Source organism: Paenibacillus sp. Z6-24 (assembly GCF_054161335.1).
Genome location: NZ_CP096398.1, coordinates 130,587 through 151,206 on the forward strand (window position 1 = coordinate 130,587; position 20,620 = coordinate 151,206).

Annotated in this window: 19 protein-coding genes; 10 read left to right on the plus strand and 9 right to left on the minus strand. The window is 51.2% G+C overall.

Going from position 1 to position 20,620, the window contains the following annotated elements:
- Positions 1-14 precede the first annotated feature (14 nt).
- A complete protein-coding gene (locus tag M1D61_RS00590; protein ID WP_458120700.1) occupies positions 15-515 on the plus strand; it encodes a hypothetical protein in 501 nt (166 codons plus the stop codon).
- Positions 516-678: 163 nt separating this feature from the next.
- Positions 679-1,425 carry a class I SAM-dependent methyltransferase gene (locus M1D61_RS00595; RefSeq protein WP_458120701.1) on the plus strand — a complete coding sequence of 249 codons (747 nt, stop codon included), beginning with the start codon at positions 679-681 and terminating at the stop codon, positions 1,423-1,425.
- Positions 1,426-1,605: 180 nt separating this feature from the next.
- Here M1D61_RS00595 and M1D61_RS00600 read toward each other — a convergent pair whose 3' ends face one another.
- From M1D61_RS00600 to M1D61_RS00620, 5 genes are all read right to left on the minus strand, one after another.
- Positions 1,606-2,499 (minus strand): diacylglycerol/lipid kinase family protein, encoded by an 894-nt coding sequence (locus M1D61_RS00600; protein WP_046212461.1) that lies wholly within the window; start codon positions 2,497-2,499, stop codon positions 1,606-1,608.
- A gap of 347 nt (positions 2,500-2,846) precedes the next feature.
- Positions 2,847-3,251, minus strand: a complete 405-nt coding sequence (locus M1D61_RS00605; RefSeq protein WP_458120702.1) for a hypothetical protein — start codon at positions 3,249-3,251, stop codon at positions 2,847-2,849.
- A 140-nt stretch (positions 3,252-3,391) separates the two neighbouring features.
- Positions 3,392-4,669 (minus strand): sensor histidine kinase, encoded by a 1,278-nt coding sequence (locus M1D61_RS00610; RefSeq protein WP_458120703.1) that lies wholly within the window; start codon positions 4,667-4,669, stop codon positions 3,392-3,394.
- Positions 4,669-5,346, minus strand: coding sequence for a response regulator transcription factor (locus M1D61_RS00615; protein ID WP_458120704.1), 678 nt, complete (start codon positions 5,344-5,346; stop codon positions 4,669-4,671). The genes M1D61_RS00610 and M1D61_RS00615 overlap by 1 nt, the downstream gene beginning before the upstream one ends.
- A gap of 131 nt (positions 5,347-5,477) precedes the next feature.
- On the minus strand, positions 5,478-5,750 hold the full coding sequence (locus M1D61_RS00620; RefSeq protein ID WP_458120705.1) for a hypothetical protein: 273 nt from the start codon (positions 5,748-5,750) through the stop codon (positions 5,478-5,480).
- A gap of 236 nt (positions 5,751-5,986) precedes the next feature.
- Between M1D61_RS00620 and M1D61_RS00625 the strand changes: the two genes are divergently transcribed.
- The 3 genes from M1D61_RS00625 (at position 5,987) to M1D61_RS00635 (ending at position 10,281) form a co-directional block, all read left to right on the plus strand.
- On the plus strand, positions 5,987-6,796 hold the full coding sequence (locus tag M1D61_RS00625) for a VTC domain-containing protein (protein ID WP_458120706.1): 810 nt from the start codon (positions 5,987-5,989) through the stop codon (positions 6,794-6,796).
- Complete coding sequence (locus tag M1D61_RS00630; RefSeq protein WP_458120707.1) at positions 6,789-7,481, plus strand: DUF4956 domain-containing protein; 693 nt, start codon at positions 6,789-6,791, stop codon at positions 7,479-7,481. Before M1D61_RS00625 ends, M1D61_RS00630 begins: the two co-directional genes overlap by 8 nt.
- Positions 7,482-7,833: 352 nt before the next feature.
- Complete coding sequence (locus tag M1D61_RS00635; RefSeq protein ID WP_458120708.1) at positions 7,834-10,281, plus strand: carbohydrate-binding domain-containing protein; 2,448 nt, start codon at positions 7,834-7,836, stop codon at positions 10,279-10,281.
- A gap of 330 nt (positions 10,282-10,611) precedes the next feature.
- Here the strand turns inward: M1D61_RS00635 and M1D61_RS00640 are convergent, their stop codons facing one another.
- From M1D61_RS00640 to M1D61_RS00650, 3 genes are all read right to left on the minus strand, one after another.
- Positions 10,612-10,734: a DUF6199 family natural product biosynthesis protein gene (locus tag M1D61_RS00640; RefSeq protein ID WP_458120709.1), complete on the minus strand. Its 123-nt coding sequence runs from the start codon at positions 10,732-10,734 to the stop codon at positions 10,612-10,614.
- Positions 10,735-10,796: 62 nt separating this feature from the next.
- Positions 10,797-11,723 (minus strand): copper amine oxidase N-terminal domain-containing protein, encoded by a 927-nt coding sequence (locus M1D61_RS00645; RefSeq protein WP_458120710.1) that lies wholly within the window; start codon positions 11,721-11,723, stop codon positions 10,797-10,799.
- A 418-nt stretch (positions 11,724-12,141) separates the two neighbouring features.
- Positions 12,142-13,797, minus strand: coding sequence for a glycoside hydrolase (locus tag M1D61_RS00650; protein ID WP_458120711.1), 1,656 nt, complete (start codon positions 13,795-13,797; stop codon positions 12,142-12,144).
- A 267-nt stretch (positions 13,798-14,064) separates the two neighbouring features.
- Here M1D61_RS00650 and M1D61_RS00655 point away from each other — a divergent pair, with 267 nt between their 5' ends.
- The 5 genes from M1D61_RS00655 (at position 14,065) to M1D61_RS00675 (ending at position 19,194) form a co-directional block, all read left to right on the plus strand.
- Complete coding sequence (locus M1D61_RS00655; protein WP_458120712.1) at positions 14,065-14,670, plus strand: Crp/Fnr family transcriptional regulator; 606 nt, start codon at positions 14,065-14,067, stop codon at positions 14,668-14,670.
- Between the two features lie 170 nt (positions 14,671-14,840).
- Complete coding sequence (locus M1D61_RS00660; RefSeq protein ID WP_458120713.1) at positions 14,841-15,176, plus strand: darcynin family protein; 336 nt, start codon at positions 14,841-14,843, stop codon at positions 15,174-15,176.
- A gap of 293 nt (positions 15,177-15,469) precedes the next feature.
- A complete protein-coding gene (locus M1D61_RS00665) occupies positions 15,470-16,708 on the plus strand; it encodes a hypothetical protein (RefSeq protein WP_458120714.1) in 1,239 nt (412 codons plus the stop codon).
- 46 nt (positions 16,709-16,754) lie between these two features.
- Positions 16,755-17,996: an allantoate amidohydrolase gene (locus M1D61_RS00670; RefSeq protein WP_458120715.1), complete on the plus strand. Its 1,242-nt coding sequence runs from the start codon at positions 16,755-16,757 to the stop codon at positions 17,994-17,996.
- A complete protein-coding gene (locus M1D61_RS00675; protein ID WP_458120716.1) occupies positions 17,989-19,194 on the plus strand; it encodes an amidohydrolase in 1,206 nt (401 codons plus the stop codon). The genes M1D61_RS00670 and M1D61_RS00675 overlap by 8 nt, the downstream gene beginning before the upstream one ends.
- Positions 19,195-19,592: 398 nt before the next feature.
- On the opposite strand, the gene M1D61_RS00680 is transcribed toward M1D61_RS00675, so the two are convergent.
- Positions 19,593-20,528 (minus strand): prenyltransferase, encoded by a 936-nt coding sequence (locus tag M1D61_RS00680; RefSeq protein WP_458120717.1) that lies wholly within the window; start codon positions 20,526-20,528, stop codon positions 19,593-19,595.
- Between the last annotated feature and the right edge of the window lie 92 nt (positions 20,529-20,620).

Consider the following 20,620-nt stretch of genomic DNA (forward strand, 5'->3'; position numbering starts at 1 on the left):
GGAGAGATAACAACATGTTCAAAAAAATCCAACTGGTACTTCTCGCTTCACTGGTCATATCTACGACAGCGGTTACCCCTACCTTTGCTACGACTGGCGGTACAACGGATACCACCGGAACGACCGATACTACGGGCACCGGTACTGATGCAGGCGGGACGACAGGTACAGACAGCACTAGTACCGGTGGAACGACAGATACAACCGGTACTACTGGAACGGATGCTACAGGCACAACCGGAGCGACTGATCCTGCCGGCACAACCGGTGGTACAACGGGCACTACAGGTACGGATGGAACTACCGGTACTACAGGCACAGATATGACCGGAACGACGGACACCACAGGAACTACCGGTACGACAGGAACTACAACCGGTACCACTACCACGGATATGGAAGATGACGATGACAACGACTGGGGCTGGATCGGATTATTCGGTCTGCTGGGTCTGCTCGGACTGCTGCGTCGCAAAGATCATCGCGACGTGAACGGAACCCGTGTCAATCGTTAATTGAATATAAAGGATGGCGTCCATATACTTATCACCTGCTGTGAGCAGAATGGAGGATCATCCTGGGAATGCCAACCGTGCAGTCAGCGGTTGGCATTTTTGGTATTGACGAATCGAAGGTAGCGCGGGCACCCATTAATCAAGAGAAGGATGATATCAGATAATGAGAGAATCACAATATAAAGCATTTTATGACCGGGTTGGATTGGACAATGGCTGGGATTTCAGCAGGATGAAGTGCGAGACCGAAGGCGCCGCATGGGACTTCTACATGGAGATATCCCGGCGATGCAGACCGGATGATCTGCTGCTGGATATCGGGACCGGCGGCGGTGAAGCACTGCTGGAGCTGGCAGATGCCGCGAGGCTGCTGGTCGGGGTGGAGCAGTCTACCGGCATGATGCAGACAGCAGCGGCCAATCTGGCTGCCTCGGGCAAGCATAATGTGCGAATATTGCAGATGGACGCCCGTGAGCTGCAGTTTCCGGATGGATTATTCAATATTGTATCCTGTCGTCATGCGCCATTTGATGAGTATGAGACGTTCCGGGTGCTGGCGGATGGCGGCGTATTTCTCACCCAGCAGGTCAGCGAAGGGGATAAACGGAATCTGGTCCAGGCGTTTGGCCGAGAGCAGGAGCGGCAGCCGGATGGCACGCTGATGAACCGATATCTGGATGGGTTGGAGCAGGCAGGATTTCGGAATGTACGGTGTGAGCAGTATGATGCGGATGAATATTATGCCACCGCTGAAGATCTGGTATTTTTGCTCAAGCATGCGCCGATCATTCCCGATTTTGGCCGGGATGCCGAAGACTTTGTTATTCTGGACCAGTTTGTGCAGGAGTACCGGACCGATCGGGGCATTGTCACCAATTCCAAGCGCTTTATGATCATGGCGGACAAATGATGGAGCAGTCTCTCGAGCCGCGTGCTTTGGAAGTTGTCTGGAAGCTGTTTTACAGCTGTAATTGATATAAGAATACCGAGCATGACAAAAAGGATACCGTCGCAAAAGCGGTATCCTTTTTTATTTGGCAAGTTCACATTCCTCTTATCGATGAGGCAGCCATTGCTTTGGAGCTGTAGATCAGACCGGCTCGGGCACAATGACCTTAATATGACCGGGCAGAATATGAAGATCCACCGGCAGCGCCGGACCTTCCTCGCCGTCCACATTGGTACGGACCGGCTGATTGGAGCTGACATTGATATGGTGAGCTGTAAAGTAGATCACATCCTGATGGTCCTTGAGATGACCGAACAGCAGGGAAGCGCCGACAGCCAGCGTATTGAACAGATTCAGATCCTTAAAAATAAAGCCGTGCAGCAGACCATCATCGACAGAAGCATCCGGCGCAATTTTCTCAAAGCCGCCGACCGAGTTGGTCAATGTAGCAATAAAGAGCGGGGAATCGCCCTCCCAGACTTCACCATCGTATTCAATGCGCAGCGGGGCCGCCGAGTTGTTGACGAGTTCGCGTAATCCTTCCCGGAAATAAGCAAACGCTCCCAGCTTGGATTTATCCTCGGAAGATACCGAAGACAGCGATTCCGCGAGTGAGCCGGCTGCCACCACATTGGCGAACAGCTGCTCATTGAGCCGTCCCATATCGACATCTTTGACCTGTGAAGAGGTCAGTGTACGGATTGCTTCATCCGGATTCAGCGGAATCTGCAGCGCCCGGGCGAAGTCATTGACCGTTCCCAAAGGCACAATACCGAGCAGCGGACGATGCTTCTGATCGAGCAGACCATTGATCGTCTCATGCAGGGTACCGTCTCCTCCAATGGAGACGACCAAATCAAAGTAGTCTTCACAGGCGGAAATGCAGAAATTCGTCGCATCCAGCTCTTTGGCAGTTTCGTTGACGACAACATCATATCCGGCTTCGTCGCGCAGCAGCTGTTCGACTTTTTGCAAATATTCCAGCGCCAGTTCCTTGCCGGAAGAAGGGTTGATAATAATCATGGCTCGCTTCACGGACATGTTCCTTTCTGATCGTTCAGTAGTATGTTTACGCTGCAGAGCAGCGGAGTGCATGGAGCAGAAGTGTGAATCATTACTATTTACCCCAAAAATTCATATTTGCTGTAGAATTATATATATGAGGTGCAAGATTATTTAAAGGTAGGCTTATTTATTCGTATAACAAGGAATTGAAAATAAAAAGAAAGCAGAGTACAGAAAGATTATAACGGAAAGAACTGGTTTTACATATTTGGATGGTTACAACGCATCCGTATTCCTTTTTCTGATCAGTAGAAAAAGCGCCTACCCTCCCGATTTTCGGGAGAGTAGGCGCTTTTTTATGTGTAGATTACATGAGGTCAGTAGTTCACAGAGAATGTTCCTGCGTTAGAAACATTAGCAGTGACTTTAATATAATGGTAACCTCTTAAGTTATAGTCGGATTTGTACAGGGTGTATGGGCTGCTGCCACTATAGGACATATTGGAAACAGGGTTATTATTGTTATCAAATACAGTGATAGTAAAGTTAGCATAGCGAGTCGGATTGATCACCACTTCAAAGTCTCCATGAAGGAAAAGCAAACTGGAGTTTCCACCTACTGGGATAGAACCTGTGTGATCCGAATAAGCGCTGGTTACCAGGGTCGAATTGACAGTCTGGCTGTTCTCTACAGGTGCTGCCGAAGCAGAACCTAATGGTGCAACGACAAGAGCGGCAGTGAGTGTCAGAGCAGAAACAAAAGCGATATTACGGTTTTTCATTTGAACAACTCCTTCTATTAAATTTACAACCAAAGTCATCTTACCACTAAATGCTCTTAATTACAAATAATGTATTTAAATTAAATATAATGGAATAAGATGTGGTGACGCGCCGCTTCATCTTTGACAGCAGATATTCGTTACAGATACACCGAGAACGTCGTGAATTCACCGACCGTACTCTTTGATTCGATCCGGCCCCCATGCTGTTCCACAATCGACTTGGCAATCGCCAGGCCCAGCCCATGGCCCCCTTGCGAACGCGTCCGGGAAGCATCCGTCCGGTAGAACCTGTCAAAGATCCGGTCCAGATGCTGGGGCGCGATACCTTCGCCGGTGTTGCTGACCGATAGGATGGTCTGCTGATTATATCGGTGCAGAGTCAGTGTAATGCTGCCACGAGGATTGCAGTACTTGATCGCATTGTCGAGCAGGATCATAATCACCTGCTGGATCTGCTGGCTGCTGCCCTCGATGGGCAGTCCTGGCGTAATATCGTAGTCCAGCGACAGTTCCTTTTCGAAAATGACAGCTTCCATCGTCAGGATCAGATTCTCCGCTGTCTCGCTCAGATCAAATGTATTGTGCATCATCGTGGTACGTGCATCTTCCATCTCGGTCAGATAGAGCAGATCGCCAGTCAGCCGGGACATGCGCTCGGTCTCGCCTTTGATATAATGCAGCCATTTGGACTGACTGCGGATCGTATCATCTGGATTCGCGAGCAGCACATCCGCATTGGTGTTAATCACCGCGAGCGGTGTCTTCAGCTCATGAGAAGCGTCCGCGATAAACTGCTTTTGCTTGTCAAAGGCGTCCTGTACCGGCCTAATCGAACGATTGGCAAAGTAGCGGCTGGTGAAAAACAGCATCACCAACATCACGATACCAACCGCGGTAAAGGTATAGATCAGATTGGTCAGAATGGCCTGCTGGGCGGTTATATCCAGAAATGTATACAGGTACCCGCCATTCAGCGGCTGCCGGCTAAAAGCCCATTCACTGCCATCCAGCGAGAATTGCCCCTGTTCCGTATTCATGGTGGTCGCTTCCTGCAGGGCGCTGGCATAAACGGGACTCTCAATCGCCACCTGGGACTTGCTGTTGGTCTGCTTGCCGGAACTGTCGGTCTCAATCATAAAAGCAACTGCCCGTTCCGGCGGCGTATTCTGGTTCTGACCGCCGGTAAATCCGCCGCTATTCGCTGTCGTTCCCTGACCACTGCGCGGCGGTTGGCTGCCCCCGCCCCCGTTAAACGGTTTGAGGTAAGAGTCGGATATCCGCATCAGGTCCATGCGGACATCGGTCTGTACATTCCGGTACGTAATCGTATAAATCGAAGCAAAAGCGACCAGCATGAGGATCGAGATCGTCGCCAGATTGAGGATCAGAAAACGATTGCGGAGCTGCTTGAACATCAGTTCGTCACCTCAAGCACATAACCGACATTGCGGATCGTGGTGATGCGCACCGTGGAGTTCAGGAAGTTCAGCTTTTTCCGCAGAAAAGAAATATAGACTTCCACATTGTTATGTTCCACTTCCGAATCGAACCCCCACAGCTTCTCGATAATCTGCTCCTTGGACGTCACGCCCTGCTTGCGGATCATCAGCAGCTCCAGCAGCTCGCTCTCCTTGAGATTGAGCTTCATTTCCTTGCCGCGGACGGTTAGCTTGAGCGTGGACGTATTCAGCTCCAGCTCGCCGTACTTGAGTCCGTCCTCCGGTACCACTTCCCCTTTGCGCCGCAGGGCCGCACGGATACGAGCCATCAGCTCCTCGGAGGAGAATGGCTTGGCGATATAATCGTCCGCGCCGTAATCCAGCCCGGTCACTTTATCCGAGATCTCTCCCTTGGCGGTGAGCAGAATGACCGGTGTCGCATCCCCCTGGCTGCGCAGCGTCTTCAGCATGCTGATCCCGTCCATCTCCGGCATCATAATATCCAGCAGCAGCAGATCATAGATCCCGCTCTGCGCATAATCGAGCCCGGTCCGCCCGTCATGCACGGCATCGACGGAGTAGTTATGCTTTTTGAGAATCTGCATCAGTGCTTCCGCCAGATGCAGTTCATCTTCTACTATTAATATTCGCATCGTTGGTGTCACCCTTTATAAATGAATTAGTTCGCTGTCTGCCGATCACTGTAGGTAGGCAGCAGGTATCGTTTTGGCATGGGCATGTATTGTTCATATCAATATTGTAAGAGCTGTACCTTTAATTAAGCTTAACTGAATGTATCAGCGGCCGGTATGAAGAGGATGAATTTAAATTCGGCTGAACCGTATATTATATTTACATTCGGCAAAAAAGATTCAATACATAACGTTTGCTTCATTAGATTGCCTCTTTTTAATAAAAAGCGAGTCTTCCAATACAGCCCCTTTTGTAATGCTGCTATCCATGCCATCACAAAAGGTTTTTTTGCATTTCCAAACAGCGCCCCACGACCTCCCTTTCCGCAGCGGCCTGCCAAAAAACGCCCAGATCGAGCAGCCATAAACACAATTCCCTTCGATAACGTGCTCCATAACACAGCAGACTCACACAAATTCAAGAAGTTTGTAAATTTATCAACTCCATGTAAAACATTTAAGATTCACTAAAGGTTGGCATTCTAATATACAAACATAAGCAAGCGACGCCGCACCAACCAACGACAAACTGACCCGCCCATACAGCTTATCCGCACGGCCGCACATGCCATGCACACCATAATGCAAAGGAATGATCCCCATGGCTATCGAGGTTTTTAACCGCTATGAAAGCAAGTACCTGATGAACACAGCCCAGTTCACTGCACTGTACAGCGATCTGCTGGAATACATGGAGCTGGACGCCTACAACAAGCAGCACGACTTTTACTCCATCAGCAACATCTACTACGACACACCGCATGACTCGCTGATCCGGGCAAGTCTGGCCAAGCCCAAGTACAAAGAAAAGCTGCGCCTTCGCGCATACGGTGTACCCCGGGCCGATGCCAAAGTATATATGGAGATCAAAAAGAAATTCACCGGTCTCGTCAACAAACGCCGAACTGCTCTCAAGTTGGATGAAGCTTACGAATTCGTCCGCACCGGACAGGCGCCGGAATACCAGGAGTACATGAACAAGCAGGTGCTGAACGAGATCAGCTACTTCCTTCGCCTGTACGATCTGGCGCCTAAGCTGTATCTGTCCTATGACCGCAAAGCACTTTTTAGCAAGGAGAGCCGCGATTTGCGCATTACCTTTGACACCAATATCCGCTGCCGGCGCTACGATCTGAAGCTGGAGCAGGGCGACTACGGGGAACAGCTGCTGGAGCCGGATCAGTGGCTGATGGAGGTCAAGGCGGAGAACACCGTTCCGCTGTGGCTGTCCAGACTGCTGTCGAAGCACCAACTGTACCGGACGAGCTTTTCCAAATACGGCAACGAGTACAAGAAAATGCTGAAAAACCAGACGGTTCCAACGATCCAACCGCAGCTGCCGACAATTGAGATGCCGGCTCCCGCCATGATTCAAATCCCTACCGAGAAGGAGACTATCCGCTATGCTTGAAACCTTATTTAACAGTACAGTAAGCGCCAGCACGACCGAACTTACTCTGAGCGGCGCGCTGCTAACCATACTGGTATCCATTATTCTGGGCGGCATTATCAGCCTGACTTATATGAAAACGAACCAAAACGGCTTTTCCCAGAGCTTCACCCTGACGATGGTACTGCTGCCGATGATCGTAGCCATTATCATCCTGCTCATTGGCAGCAATATCGCCCGCGCCTTCAGTCTGGCCGGTGCATTCTCGATCATCCGTTTCCGCAGTGCACCCGGCGACCCGAAAGACATCGCCTACGTCCTGTTCACCATGGCAGCCGGTCTGGCCGTCGGTACTGGTTACTTCGGCTACGCAGTACTGTTCACCCTGATCCTCTGCCTGCTGATGTTCCTGCTGAATCGCTTTAACTTTGGCACACGCAAAACGATGCAGCGCACCCTGAAAGTGACCATTCCCGAAAACCTGGGCTACGAAGAAGCCTTCAACGAAGTATTCCATAAATTTAATGTACAGCATGAATTGAAAAAAATCAGAACCACCGAGCTGGGCAGCCTGTACGAGCTGATCTACCTTGTCACCATGAAGCAGGAAACCAACCAAAAAGAATTCCTCGACGAAATCCGTTGTAGGAACGGCAATCTGGATCTGTCACTGACGATGAGCCCCACTCCAGCTAACGAATATTAAGTATGCAAGAACAAATATGTATGACTGAATGCCGAAACGGCAATCTGGATCTGTCACTGACGATGAGCCCCACTCCAGCTAACGAATATTAAGTATGCAAGAACAAATATGTATGACTGAATGCCGAAACGGCAATCTGGATCTGTCACTGACGATGAGCCCCACTCCAGCTAACGAATATTAAGTATGCAAGAACAAATATGTATGACTGAATGCCGAAACGGCAATCTGGATTTGTCGCTGACGATGAGCCCCACTCCAGCTAACGAATATTAAGCCAATGCATAAATAAATATAGACTACCGAAGTCACTTCACCACTACAGTCCATTTATGGAAGGGAACGATGAACTATGAGAAAAGTAAACCAAAAACAAACGGACAGCACGTCCGGTATATGGAGCAACCCGGCGAGAAAAAGCCTTGCCCAAAAAGCAGCCACCACCCTGAGCGCACTGCTCCTGTCCGCCTCATTGCTGGCAGCCTGCAGCCCATCGACCGGCGCAGCAACGACCAGTTCAACAGCAGCCACGACCCAGTCGATCTCTACCGCCACAGTCACCACACCGGTCAAGCTGACCAGCGCAGACCTGGTCACGTACAAGGACGCCGAGCGCAGCACAGACTGGAGCGCAGACAGTTCCACCATGATCAAGCTGAACGGGAGTAGCGCAGCTGTCATCGGCTCTGGAGCCAAAACTTCCGGCAGTACGGTGACAATCTCGGCGGCTGGCACGTACGTCATCAGCGGCAAGCTGACCGACGGACAGATTGTGGTCAACAGTACCGATGAAGGTGATGTGCATATCGTACTGAACGGCGTGAGCATCACAAGCAAAGACAGCGCACCCATCTACATCCAGGAAGCAGATAATGTAATCCTGACGCTGCAGGAAGGCACCGAGAATACAATCACCGATGGCGCACAATATGTATTCGCCGACAGCTCCACCGACGAGCCAAGCGCAGCCCTGTTCAGCAAAGCGGATCTGACGGTCAATGGCACCGGCACGCTGAATGTAAATGCTAATTACAAGGACGGCATTACGAGCAAGGACGATCTGAAGATCATTTCCGGTATATTTAATATTCAAGCCAAGGATGACGGCATTGTCGGCAAAGATATGGTGGCGATCGAGCAGGGTACCTTTACCGTGACTGCAGGTGGGGATGGCATCAAGGCGACCAATGACGAAGATACAGAAAAAGGATTCATCGCGATTACAGACGGTACATTTACCATTCAATCCGAAAACGACGGCATTCAGGCAGAGAGCAAGCTGGTAACGGATAGCGGAACCTATACGATTACCACCGGCGGCGGAAGCGCCAATGCGGAAGCCCATACCGAAGACATGCCTCCGGGCGGATTCGGAGGAGGTGGCGGTACGCCTCCACAGATGAATGGCGAGCAGGGAGCGGTACCGACTGGAACCAGTACAACCAATACAACGACTTCAGCTTCTCAGGGGGCAGACGGTGAAGCATCTGTATCTACAGCCGCTGCATCGACGAGCACAGCAGTTTCCGCGACTACAGGAACATCCACAAAAATTTCAACTACAGCAGCGGCTGTAACGGATGCCAAAGAAGCAACAGAAGATACATCCGACAGCGCTAAAGCACTGAAATCCGGTGGCGACCTTGTCATTAACGGCGGTACATTCAACGTAAATGCCAAAGACGACAGCGTACACAGCAATGCCAGCGTGACCATTACCGGTGGCACACTGAATCTCGCAACCGGCGATGACGGTATCCACGCAGAGACCAATCTGCACATCACTGGCGGCAAAGTTAATGTTACCGAGAGCTATGAGGGGTTGGAAGCTGCAGTAATCAACGTGGCAGGCGGCGATACTCATATCGTATCCAGCGACGACGGTGTGAATGCTTCGGAAGGTGAGACAACCACGGCTGCAGATACTACAGCATCCGCAGCGGATACGTCGGCAGCCAGCAGCCAAACAGCTGCCGTAGAAGTGACTTCAACTTCGACCAAGACAGCATCCTCATTCGCATTGTCCGGTAGTACAGATGCCTCTATAGCGGCATCTACGACAGCAGCAACAGCTGTAGATACTGCAGCAGCGACGGGCACAGAGACAGCTCCAGATGCAGGCGGACGCGGTGGTTTCGGCGGCGGTGGACCGGAGTCGGCAGGCAATGCGCTGCTGAATATCAGCGGCGGTACATTATACGTTGAAGCAGGTGGCGACGGTCTGGATGCCAACGGTTCGATCACCATGTCCGGCGGTACCGTCATCGTGAACGGTCCGACCAGCAGTGGAAACGGAACACTCGATTACGATGGAACTTTTGAAATGACAGGCGGCTATCTGGTAGCAGCGGGCAGCTCCGGTATGGCACAGGCTCCATCGGATGTGTCTACCCAGTACTCGGTAGCGATGAGCTACTCCACTGTGCAGAAAGCAGGTACGCTCGTTCACCTGCAGGACAGTGACGGTACCAACATCCTCACCTTTGCCCCGGATAAAGACTATCAGTACGTCGTCGTGAGCTCCCCGAATCTGGCCAAGGGCAGCAGCTACGCCCTGTACACTGGCGGTACACCCACCGGCACAGCGACAGATGGATTGTACAGTGACGGCACGTACAGCGGTGGCACCCAAGTCGTCGACTTTGATATCTCCAACAGTGTCACCTGGCTGTCCGAATCCGGCGTATCCGCCAGCAATCCTAATGGCGGTGGCTTTGGCGGAGGAGGTGGCAGACCGCAGCGCGGTGCAGCTCCAGGTACTTCGGTAGAGAGTGCGGAAAGTGCGACAGATACGAACTAATAGGGATTTTGAGTGGAGAGAAATAGAATAAAGAACCAAAGGTATTATGGTAATCAAAGAGCAGTAAATAAAAAAAGACGACTGGGTAATATCCAGTCGTCTTTTTTGCTATGCTGCAAAGTTGAATTTCCAATCTAACGTCGCTTATTCGCATTTTTTAAAAGTGAAGCAATATATAGAAGAACGCCGATGATGATCGTCAGGAGCAGATACACCGTTTCGAAATCGCCATTAACCAGATAGATACTGAATAAGGAAAGAAAAGCATTTAGAGCGTAGAAAATAACGACTGCGGCAAGTATGTAGATCACAATCATAAGCTTGTTCCTTTCATGGTAGAGATATAAGTTTCTTCTCTCGTATCGTCCAATTGTAAAATGAAGAAAGTTCAGGAGCATGGTTGAGCTTCCATTGTTCAGGTGCCATCCAAATGACTGAAGGCTTGATTAGCATTAGAATACCAATATGATCGATAACAGAAGCATCCCAGGCCTCCTTTCCCTTGGTAAAATGAATTACTTCATTAGTGCCAGTTCTTTTTCATCGACAGGGAAATGCTCCTTGGTTTGAGCAGGATCGGTGTGACCGAGTTCCGTTTCCGTTCCCTGGGTATCCATCAGACCATAATGCAAATCGGATATTGATGCACTATATCGATAATAGGCGACTGTACTCGTAATGGTCGGTCTTTTCCCTATTTCTTTCGTGATATGGTATGGAAGAAATGGTAAGCCTGTATGCTCGGTGGAGGGTTCACCATTATGATTGGCCGACCAAATTTCCTGTGCCTTGTTATTTTTCACCTCATAATAGCTTATGCGATCAGACATGGCTTCAAAGAATGCATCTGACTTTCCTGCCGGGAAATAGTGTGTCACCGTTTGCATTCCTACCGTAGGCAATTCAGTCGCTAATGTTGTTCTTGCCAGATCATAAACCACTTGTTTTCTTTGTTTGGAAAGTAATTGACTGGCTGAAGTGCTGGCAGTCTCCGATGGATTATTTGAAGGACTTACATTACCAATGTATACAATTCGATTCGTTACATCCCAATTTACCTTCTCATCCATGGACTTTCCGATAAAGCGCAGGGGAACCATCACTCGGCCATTTTTTAAAGTTGCGGGCTGTGCTAATTCGATCCGAACACCATTTTGCAGCGTGGTTTTTTTACTCGGAGCAGTGACGGTTACCGTTTTGCTGGCATTGTTCCATGAGATATGGGTGTTGTTATTTCCCAGTTTACTGACGACGTGGATCGGTACCAGAGTCACTCCATGAAGCACATATGGAGCTGTATCTGATGGAATTACGCCATGCTCACCTATAATCCGGATAGGCGTATTGGCTGCGTAGATGAGATTTTCAGGCGAAGCGGTTATCAGGCTGCCAGCTAGAACAGCCCCCAGTACTACAGTTGGAATGTGCTTTTTCTTCATCATTTGGATTCTCCTTTTTCTTTTTGATCAGGAACTGCTGAATCGATTGATACCATCTTCCATTTTCCATGTGAATCTTTTCCAAAATAGAATGTGTGGCTGAGTTCGTTCACTTCTTGACTCCCCCGGAACTTGCAGCTGAAAAGTAGCAAGTACTCATTGTGAAAGCCGTAAGAACAAATTTGATTTTATGTAGGAATAAATACATCCTTTCTAAGCTATCGACGTGTATTCCAGCAAAAAGTATGCATTTTATCTAATAATTTACACTATATGTCTCTAAAATAAAAAGGCGAAGTCACCTGTACATTAGATGACTTCGCTTTTGAGCTGTCTGTCGAGACTAACTATACTGTATATTGTACGTGGGACTTTCGATTGTCATTCGGATGATTCTGGCAATAAACAGTCAATCCTATTTTTAATTTTTCCCCACCAGCGTCATGAGGGAACGTGCAGGGATGGTAATATCCTTTTTCACCGAGACGGTGGATTGCTTTTCCAGGTCGGCATGCTCAGAGGTCAGATACGGTTTGAACTGCTTCACTTCCTTGCCGCCGGGCAGATTCGTTACGTCGAGGTGGATGATTTTGTCTTCATTGCTGCTGTTCACAAATACGACGGACAGCTGCTTGTCCTCGTTATGATAATACGCCGAGCCCATCAGACCGTTCGGATCATTGGCACCTTGCAGGTCGATTCGCTGTGCGCCGGGACGGACGAATTTGCTGTAATTGCCGAGCGCCCACAGCGTTTTGGATTCAATGATGGACTGGGTGTCGCCCGGATTTTTGTAATCGGTGTAGACCAGACCATCCTTGTAATCTTCTTTGGATACTGCCAGCCACCACTGCCATGCGGACGCCTGGGTCGTTACCATATCATAGTGAATGACTTTGGCGACATCCAGCGCGGTATTCATCGTCAGGTCACGTCCCGGTCCACGGTCGCCGAGGATGCAGTATTCGGACATCCAAAACTTGGCGTCCTGCACGTAGCGATCCAGATTATCCCGCACCAGTTCGCGCAGGCGAACCAGACGATCGTCCCCCGGTTTGGCTTCATCGGACCAGTAGGAGTGGGCGCTCATTTTATTGCCGATGATGCCGGCAATCTGCGGATCTCCGAGCATTTCCTTGATATATTCACTGTATTTTCCTTCAAAGGCACCGCCGGCGTTGCCGCTCGTATACGTACTGCCTGCTTTGCCGGTATATGTAGCGTACATGTCGTTATCCAGCAGGGACAGGTATTCGACGGCTTCGATCGCATCCACTTCGGTGTCGATGCCGCGTTTATGCAGCTCTCCATCCAGTGCGATCAGTACTTTTTTGATATCTTCGATATTGTAGCGGTTGCCTTCCTGACCGGCACGGTTCCAGTCCCAGGTCGGTTCGTTGATCGGGCTGATGTAGTCAAAGCCCAGCTTTTGCTTGTGAAAATGCTCCAGCACGTCCGCGAGGAACACAGCGTAATCGTCAATATAGTCTTCCTTGAGATTGGTGCTGCCTACCGACGGGTCCGGCTGGCCGTGGCCGTTCTTGGTCATCCATACCGGCGGACTGTTGACAAAAGCGACCGTTTCCTCGACACCGCGCTTCTTGGCAGCTTGCAGGAACCACTGCTGACCGGCCTGTCTGGACCAATCATACGGCTGGTCTTCACCGGACTTGAAGCTCTCGGCGCGGCGCCATGGATCGCTGATAATGTCCTGATCGGTGTCTACGCTGCCTGCCCCAATATTGAAGCGCCAGATGGACAGCCCGATCCCTTTATCCTGGGAGAAGAGCAGATCGGCGACCCTGTTTTTGTTCTTTTCCGACCATTCCGAGCCAATATGATCAATACTCCAGGCGCCGGATGCACCGAAGCCGTCAATCTCCTGATACCGCTGCTGACCGTTGATCGTAATCTGCTGTACGCCGGTCTGTGGGTTTCCTTTGGCGGCAAGCGTGTCGCTGCTGTCGTCTGCGGCAGCTCCTGCGCCGGATGCTATGCCGGAGAACAGCATAACAGACAGGGACAACGCGCCCAGCCTTGGCAAAAAGCGTGCTTTGTTACCGTGAACATTTCTCATTACGACTCCTCCTTTGAATGGGTGAACAAGGTAGAGCTATGTAGCAGGAAGTAGAGAAGATTCCCTTTTTATTGTATACGCTTACAATATGGTAAGTATACCCAATTGGTGACTTTTTGGGAATTGGATGGCAAATAAAGAAACGGGAATGGATGGGTAGAGGATGTTGGCGGTGGATTGTCTCTGGCCGGTATACTGGTAGGGTGAGAAATAACCTGCGGGCAGCGAATAAATAAATCTCAAGACTTTGCGGGAGGAGGAAGAGGGATGCAACCGGAGTACAATGTGCTGCGCCAGATGGCAATACAGGCCGGTGTAACAGCAGAAGAATGGGAGACTTTCTGGCAAAAGACTTCGCTGCGCCATATTCGCTCCGGTCAGCGGCTGATTGAAGCGGGACAGCCGGTGGATTTTGCCCATTTCTGTGTGCAGGGATTATTTCGGCTGTATTATATTCTCGAAGACGGCCGGGAATATACGGCGGGATTTACCATGGAGCAGGATTATGCGACGTCCTATGCAGCGATGATTACCGGGCAGCCATCCGCCTATACGATTGAAGCGCTGGAGGCGGCAGTGGTGATCGAGATTCCGTATCAACTGCTGGAGCAGCTGATGCATAACAGTCACGGCTGGGAACGATTCGTACGTGTGAGTGTGGAGCGGCTGTATATCCGCAAGGAAGAAAGGGAGCGTGAGCTGCTGTATGCCTCGGCGCGTGAACGATACGATGCCTGTCTGCGCAAATATCCGGGACTGGAGAAAAGGGTGCCGCAGTATCATATTGCTTCGTATATCGGCGTCTCACCGGTATCGCTCAGCAGGCTGCTCCGTCGTGATTCGCAGGATCATTCGCATAATGATTCGCCTTAAGCACCAAGGCGGTGTTTGGGTCGGCAGGTTGAAGCAGGGAATAAGACAGTGGTGGAATCCTTGGCTGCTTGTCATTAACCTTTGTTAATGTGCAGCTGATGCCGTCTGGCGTACACTGGATATATCATTTACAGCAAGCTGCGCTGGTATGAATAAAGGAGAGATGAACAATGCGTTATATGATGGTGGTACTGCTGGAGTTCTACCCGTCCTGGCTGGCACTTCCGCGGGAAGAGCGGCGTATGCATGCAGCCGGACTGCAGGAAATTATCTGCAGGCATGATGAGGTACAGGTACGATTTTTTGATGCCGAGGCGCTGCCGGGCAAGGATTATACCGACTTTGTGATTTGCGAGACCGGGAATATGGAGCAGTATCATTATATGTGGGAAGCGATCCGGGATTCGGAGCCTTATACCAAAGGCTATATGAAGATCAAGGATGTCATTATGGGGCTGGAGAATGCTTTTCAAAGCTACGAGACGCATGTATTGAAGATGGATTAACCTGTTTTAACCTTTCTTTTTTATAAAAAATGAATGAATGCAGGTATAGTATCCATCTGCCCGCCGCTAACAACAGACCGATGCAACGGAGTGAACAGCTTCCGTCTCGGTCTGTTTTTGTTTTATCCTTTTAAAGCATTAATTCGGTTGACTGATCCAGTGAACTGTACTATATTCAACAATTAATATTGCCCAAAACACAGTAAGGGAGGCAGTCAAGCGGATCAATAGATACAAGAAGCGGGCGGATTACATAAGCCATACCTACAACAAGAGAACAGGGAGGGAATGGAATGTCACAGTTATTGGCTCTGGTACTGGTGGTTTTCATTTTGTTTGTCGGTGATGCGGTGTCGGTGCGTACGAAAGCATGGATTCCTTCGGTGTTTATTAGCGCCATTCTGTTCCTGATCGGTTATTGGACCTTTTTCCCAAAAGAAATCGTGGCGATTGCCGGCATACCGTCTACGGTAGCGACGATGCTGATGTACCTGCTGATCACGAATATGGGTACGCTGTTATCCATCCGTGAGCTCAAGCAGCAATGGAAAACGATTATTATCGCGCTGTCGGGCGTACTCGGTATTGTCATTTTCCTGTTCGCCATCGGTATTTTTATTTTTGACTATCAAACGATGCTGGTAGCGATTCCGCCGCTCGTTGGCGGTGTGGTATCAGCGGTCATTATGTCGGATGGCGCCAAGGCGGCCGGGCTTGCAACGCTGTCGGTATTTGCTATCGTCATCTATGTAATGCAGGGCTTTGCCGGATATCCGCTCACCTCAGTTATGCTGAAAAAAGAAGGCAAACGTCTCCTGCAGCAGTACCGCAGCGGACAGCTGCCTGAGCAAAATCCGGCAAGCGCCAAGGCGGCTGCACAGCTCACAGGCAAGTCCCTACCTGCTAATGCGCCAAAGATATCTCCAGCAGCACAGCCGGAACTGCGAATGTTCCGCTGGCTGCCGGCCCAGTACAATACCGAGTTTTTTAAGTTTTTCCGCCTGGCATTGGTCGCGTATCTGGCCTATCTGGTCTCTACCTTGTTCAGCCCATGGATAAGTATCAGCCCGTTCGTGCTCTGTCTGCTGTTCGGGATTATCGGGGCGAGTACGGGGTTTCTGGAGAAGCAGGCCTTGCAAAAGGCGAATGGATTTGGCTTTGCCATTCTCGGCCTGATGCTGTTTATTTTTGACGGACTCAAGCAGGCGACGCCGCAGATGATGCTTCAGATTCTGCCGCAGCTTGTCGGGACAATTGTTATCGGGGTAATCGGCATGTATGTATTCTCCATGCTGGCGGGCAGGCTGCTCAAAGTCAGCAAGGAAATGGCCTTTTCCGTCTCCTTGACCGCATTATACGGATTCCCGGCGGATTACATCATCACGTCGGAAGTGATAAAATCTCTGACAGAAGACGAGCAGGAACGCGAAATGCTGACCAGCCGGATGTTGCCGCCTATGCTGGTGGGCGGATTTATCACCGTTACGATCGTATCGGTCGTGCTGGCAGGCATTTTCGTGGAACTTTTGTAAAATAGGATGAAATTGTTCAATCAGATCAATCAGGGAGGGAATCACCATGAAGCAGCTTCAGCAGCGGATCGAAGATCATATTGAGGCACTGAGTGCCTTTACGGCTACACCGGGACAGGGAACGACGCGGCTCACCTACAGTCCGCAGGATGTGCAGGCCCGGCAGTATATCAAGGAGCAGATGGCAAAGTACGGCCTAAGCGTGCGTGAAGATGGGATCGGCAATATTTTCGGCAGACTGGAAGGGACGCAGCCGGATGCGCCGGCGGTGCTGGTCGGATCGCACTTTGACTCGGTGCCAAATGGCGGCAGCTACGATGGCCCGGCTGGCGTAGTGGCCGGTCTGGAAGTGGCGGCTTTATTTCAGGAAAATCAGATCCAGCCAACCTATCCGCTCGAAGTGATTGCCATGGTCGAGGAAGAGGGTGCCCGGTTCGCCGGCGGTCTGATGGGCTCGCGGGCGATGCTCGGCATTCTGAGTGAGCAGGAATTCAGCGAGCTGCGTGACAAGGATGGCATCACGACGATCCAGGCGATGGAGCAGGCCGGTCTGGACACTTCCCTGCCAAGGATCAGAGATCCACGGACGATTCGCGCTTTTCTCGAACTGCATATTGAACAGGGGCCTGTCTTGGAGGAAAAAGGCATCCCGATCGGTATCGTAGAAGCGATTGTCGGGCTGGCCCAGCTGGAGATTACGGTACAGGGTCAGGCTGGACATGCCGGTACGACGCCGATGGACCGGCGTGCGGATGCGCTGGTGGCGGCAGCAGGGATCATCGCCGCATTACCGGATATCGCGCTGGAGACCGGAGACGGATCGGTCATTACGACCGGACGGCTGAATGTGTGGCCGGGCGGAGCCAATGTGATCCCGGACAAAGTGGTCTTCACTGTGGATCTGCGCTCCGGACGCGAGGAGAATGTACAGACCCTGATCAGGCGCACACAGGAGCTGGCCGCTTCCTGCGAGAAAAATGGCATCCGTGTATCCGTGCAGCAGCAGCTGTACATGAAGCCCAAGGCGATGAATGAACCTATCCGCGCCCTGCTCCGGGAGAAAAGCGAGCAGCTGGGCATTCCCCACTGTCCGATCAACAGCGGCGCCGGACACGATGCGATGGTATTCGCGGATGTGACCGACGTGGGGATGCTGTTCATCCCGAGCCGCAGCGGACTGAGCCATTGTCCGGAAGAATGGTCGGATGCGGCAGATATTGCGAAAGCCGTTCACATTTTCTATGAGACGATTCGATCCCTGACGACGGAGGTGGACGATCATGAGTGAGGTACAGACGGCACAGAGAGATATCCTTAACGCCCGGATTCGGGAAAGTATCACCGGTTCCGGCGAAGAACTGATCCGGCTGCGCCGCTATCTGCACAGCCATCCGGAGCTGTCCTGGGAAGAGGTAAATACCACCACCCTGGTATGCGACTATCTGGATAAGCTGGGTATCGACTATCGCAGAACGACGCCGACCGGGGTTATCGCGGATATCCACGGCGGACGACCGGGCAAGACGGTAGCGCTGCGCGCCGATATGGATGCACTATCGGTCGAGCAGATCGACAAGCATCTGCCGTATGCATCACAGGAAGAAGGAAAAATGCACGCCTGCGGCCATGATGCGCATACGTCCATGCTGCTCGTCGCCGCGCGGGCGCTGAATACAGTCAAGGAAGAGCTGCAGGGAACGGTACGGCTTATTTTCCAACCGGCCGAAGAGGTCGCCCAGGGGGCGCGGGAGATGGTGCGGCAGGGCGCAGTGGATGGCGTGGATAATGTATTCGGCATTCATATCTGGTCACAGATGCCGACTCATGCGGTAGCCTGCAGTCCCGGTCCATCCTTTGCCTCGGCCGATCTGTTCACGGTGACCTTCCAGGGACGGGGCGGACATGGCGCGATGCCGCAGGATTGTATCGATACGGCGATCGTTGCGTCTTCCTTTGTCATGAATGTGCAGTCGATCGTCTCCCGCACGGTGGCACCGAGACAGCCTGCGGTAGTGACCGTCGGGAAAATGACCGTTGGCACCCGGTTCAATATCATCGCCGAACATGCGGTGATCGAAGGAACGGTGCGCTGCTTTGATCCGGCGACCCGCGATCATATTGAGCAGCAGCTGCAGCATTATGCCGATCAGGTGGCGGCATTATATGGAGCGACAGCCAAGCTCGATTATGTGCGCGGTACACAGGCTGTGATCAATGAAGAACAGAGTGCAAGGCTGGTTCAGCAGGTCGCAGCGGCGGCTTTTGGTGAGCAGGTATTATATGAAGAGGAACCGACCATGGGCGGCGAGGACTTCAGCTTTTATCTGGATGAGGTGCCGGGCAGCTTTGCCCTCGTAGGCAGCGGCAATGCGGACAAGGATACGCAGTGGGCGCATCATCACGGCAAATTCAACATTGATGAGGATGCGCTGGCGACCGGAGCGGAGCTGTATGCGCAGTATGCGTGGGCGTATTTGAACCGGTAGTAATAGAATGGCATTGGTCCATTTCTTCATATTATGTTTAACAACGATTATATTGGCAAAGAAAAGCCACTCGTATCAAGTGAAGCGAGCGGCTTTCTTTTTTATATTAATACAAACTTTATAGTTAAGTCCTATTACTGACTTTCATATGCTACAAATTCTAATTGATCAGGCTGAAACCGTTGACTCGTAGGATCATAGCGGTATGTGATCTTCACATCACTGGCAAACATAGCAATATGGAAATTACCGCTCACCGTAGCAGTTAATTGGTGATTGTGAATGGAGTAGATGCTGATGGCTCCATATCTCAACTGGTTAAATCGTATACAGCAAATAAGGGCTTACCATGTGCCCTGATCAGGCGGTAAGCCCCTATAGCATCTATCTACCCATCCTCAAATAAAAATCCCCAGCCATACCGCGCCGCCTACAGCGAGCAGCAGCAGCTTTTTCTCACAGGCCGTAACTTGTTCCGGATTCTGTACATCCATTCGGAAAATCCAGTACACCGACAGTGCTACAATCACAGCGATACCCGCTGCACCCCACCAGCGTCCCGAACTGATCAGCCATACGGCACAGAGCGCGATCATACCGAGATACAGCAGCGCAGGCAGCCGGCTGTAGCCGATGCCCCAGCGATCTGCTGCCCAGACGACACTGGTCCGCTTGACCGGAGACGCTTGGCGGTCGGCTTCCAGATCAGGGATATGATGCACCATCACCCAGGCGACGCAGTACAGCGCATTGATCATTGCATTCTGCACTGCCCACTCCGGGAAAGTACCGAGCATCAGCCATGCCCCGCCCAGTCCCAGGAAAAAGGTGGACGGAAACGTACTCAGCCATTCGCCAGCCAGCGGATAATAGCTGAACCGCAGCGGAGGCAGCGAATAGGACACCGCTCCCCAGATGCCGATCAGCAGAAGGGCAGCGAGTGCATAGTGACCGAACAGGGCAATCACCACCGCAGTCAATACCAGCACAATCGTCAGCCCGATACCAAATCGGTACAGCGCCGCCGGAGAGATGCGTCCTTCCTGGATCACCCGGCTGCCGCCGGACAGCATGGCCGGACTGAGCTGATCGGTGCCGGATACATAATCCACATGATCATTCAGCGCATGGGTCAGCACTCCATGAATGAGTATACATCCGACAAACAGCAGCACAGCAGTCATTATGAGAGAAGAGGCAGACAGCTCATAATAGGCAGCCAGTGGGAAGACTCCCGAGAAAATAATCGCCACACTGGAACAGAGTACCGCCGCAGGCCGCATCAGCTTGAGGCTGTTTTTCCATGTAAATGCGCGTAGAATCGAATCGCTCAACCTGTTCACTCCTTTGGATAAATTGGTAGTGTTATGTAAAGACAGCAGGGTCATCCCTGAACTGCTGTAATCGTACACTGACAGGGCAGGCT

What these genes read in the sequence shown, in the direction of transcription:
- M1D61_RS00595 (WP_458120701.1), top strand. Translation starts at nt 679, where the DNA reads ATGAGAGAATCACAATATAAAGCATTTTATGACCGGGTTGGATTGGAC.
- M1D61_RS00675 (WP_458120716.1), top strand. Translation starts at nt 17,989, where the DNA reads ATGAGTGAGGTACAGACGGCACAGAGAGATATCCTTAACGCCCGGATT.
- M1D61_RS00660 (WP_458120713.1), top strand. Translation starts at nt 14,841, where the DNA reads ATGCGTTATATGATGGTGGTACTGCTGGAGTTCTACCCGTCCTGGCTG.
- M1D61_RS00655 (WP_458120712.1), top strand. Translation starts at nt 14,065, where the DNA reads ATGCAACCGGAGTACAATGTGCTGCGCCAGATGGCAATACAGGCCGGT.
- M1D61_RS00625 (WP_458120706.1), top strand. Translation starts at nt 5,987, where the DNA reads ATGGCTATCGAGGTTTTTAACCGCTATGAAAGCAAGTACCTGATGAAC.
- M1D61_RS00630 (WP_458120707.1), top strand. Translation starts at nt 6,789, where the DNA reads ATGCTTGAAACCTTATTTAACAGTACAGTAAGCGCCAGCACGACCGAA.
- M1D61_RS00665 (WP_458120714.1), top strand. Translation starts at nt 15,470, where the DNA reads ATGTCACAGTTATTGGCTCTGGTACTGGTGGTTTTCATTTTGTTTGTC.
- M1D61_RS00640 (WP_458120709.1), bottom strand. Translation starts at nt 10,734, where the DNA reads ATGCTAATCAAGCCTTCAGTCATTTGGATGGCACCTGAACAATGGAAG.
- M1D61_RS00610 (WP_458120703.1), bottom strand. Translation starts at nt 4,669, where the DNA reads ATGTTCAAGCAGCTCCGCAATCGTTTTCTGATCCTCAATCTGGCGACG.
- M1D61_RS00650 (WP_458120711.1), bottom strand. Translation starts at nt 13,797, where the DNA reads ATGAGAAATGTTCACGGTAACAAAGCACGCTTTTTGCCAAGGCTGGGC.
- M1D61_RS00615 (WP_458120704.1), bottom strand. Translation starts at nt 5,346, where the DNA reads ATGCGAATATTAATAGTAGAAGATGAACTGCATCTGGCGGAAGCACTG.
- M1D61_RS00605 (WP_458120702.1), bottom strand. Translation starts at nt 3,251, where the DNA reads ATGAAAAACCGTAATATCGCTTTTGTTTCTGCTCTGACACTCACTGCC.
- M1D61_RS00620 (WP_458120705.1), bottom strand. Translation starts at nt 5,750, where the DNA reads ATGGCTGCTCGATCTGGGCGTTTTTTGGCAGGCCGCTGCGGAAAGGGA.
- M1D61_RS00670 (WP_458120715.1), top strand. Translation starts at nt 16,755, where the DNA reads ATGAAGCAGCTTCAGCAGCGGATCGAAGATCATATTGAGGCACTGAGT.
- M1D61_RS00645 (WP_458120710.1), bottom strand. Translation starts at nt 11,723, where the DNA reads ATGATGAAGAAAAAGCACATTCCAACTGTAGTACTGGGGGCTGTTCTA.
- M1D61_RS00635 (WP_458120708.1), top strand. Translation starts at nt 7,834, where the DNA reads ATGAGAAAAGTAAACCAAAAACAAACGGACAGCACGTCCGGTATATGG.
- M1D61_RS00590 (WP_458120700.1), top strand. Translation starts at nt 15, where the DNA reads ATGTTCAAAAAAATCCAACTGGTACTTCTCGCTTCACTGGTCATATCT.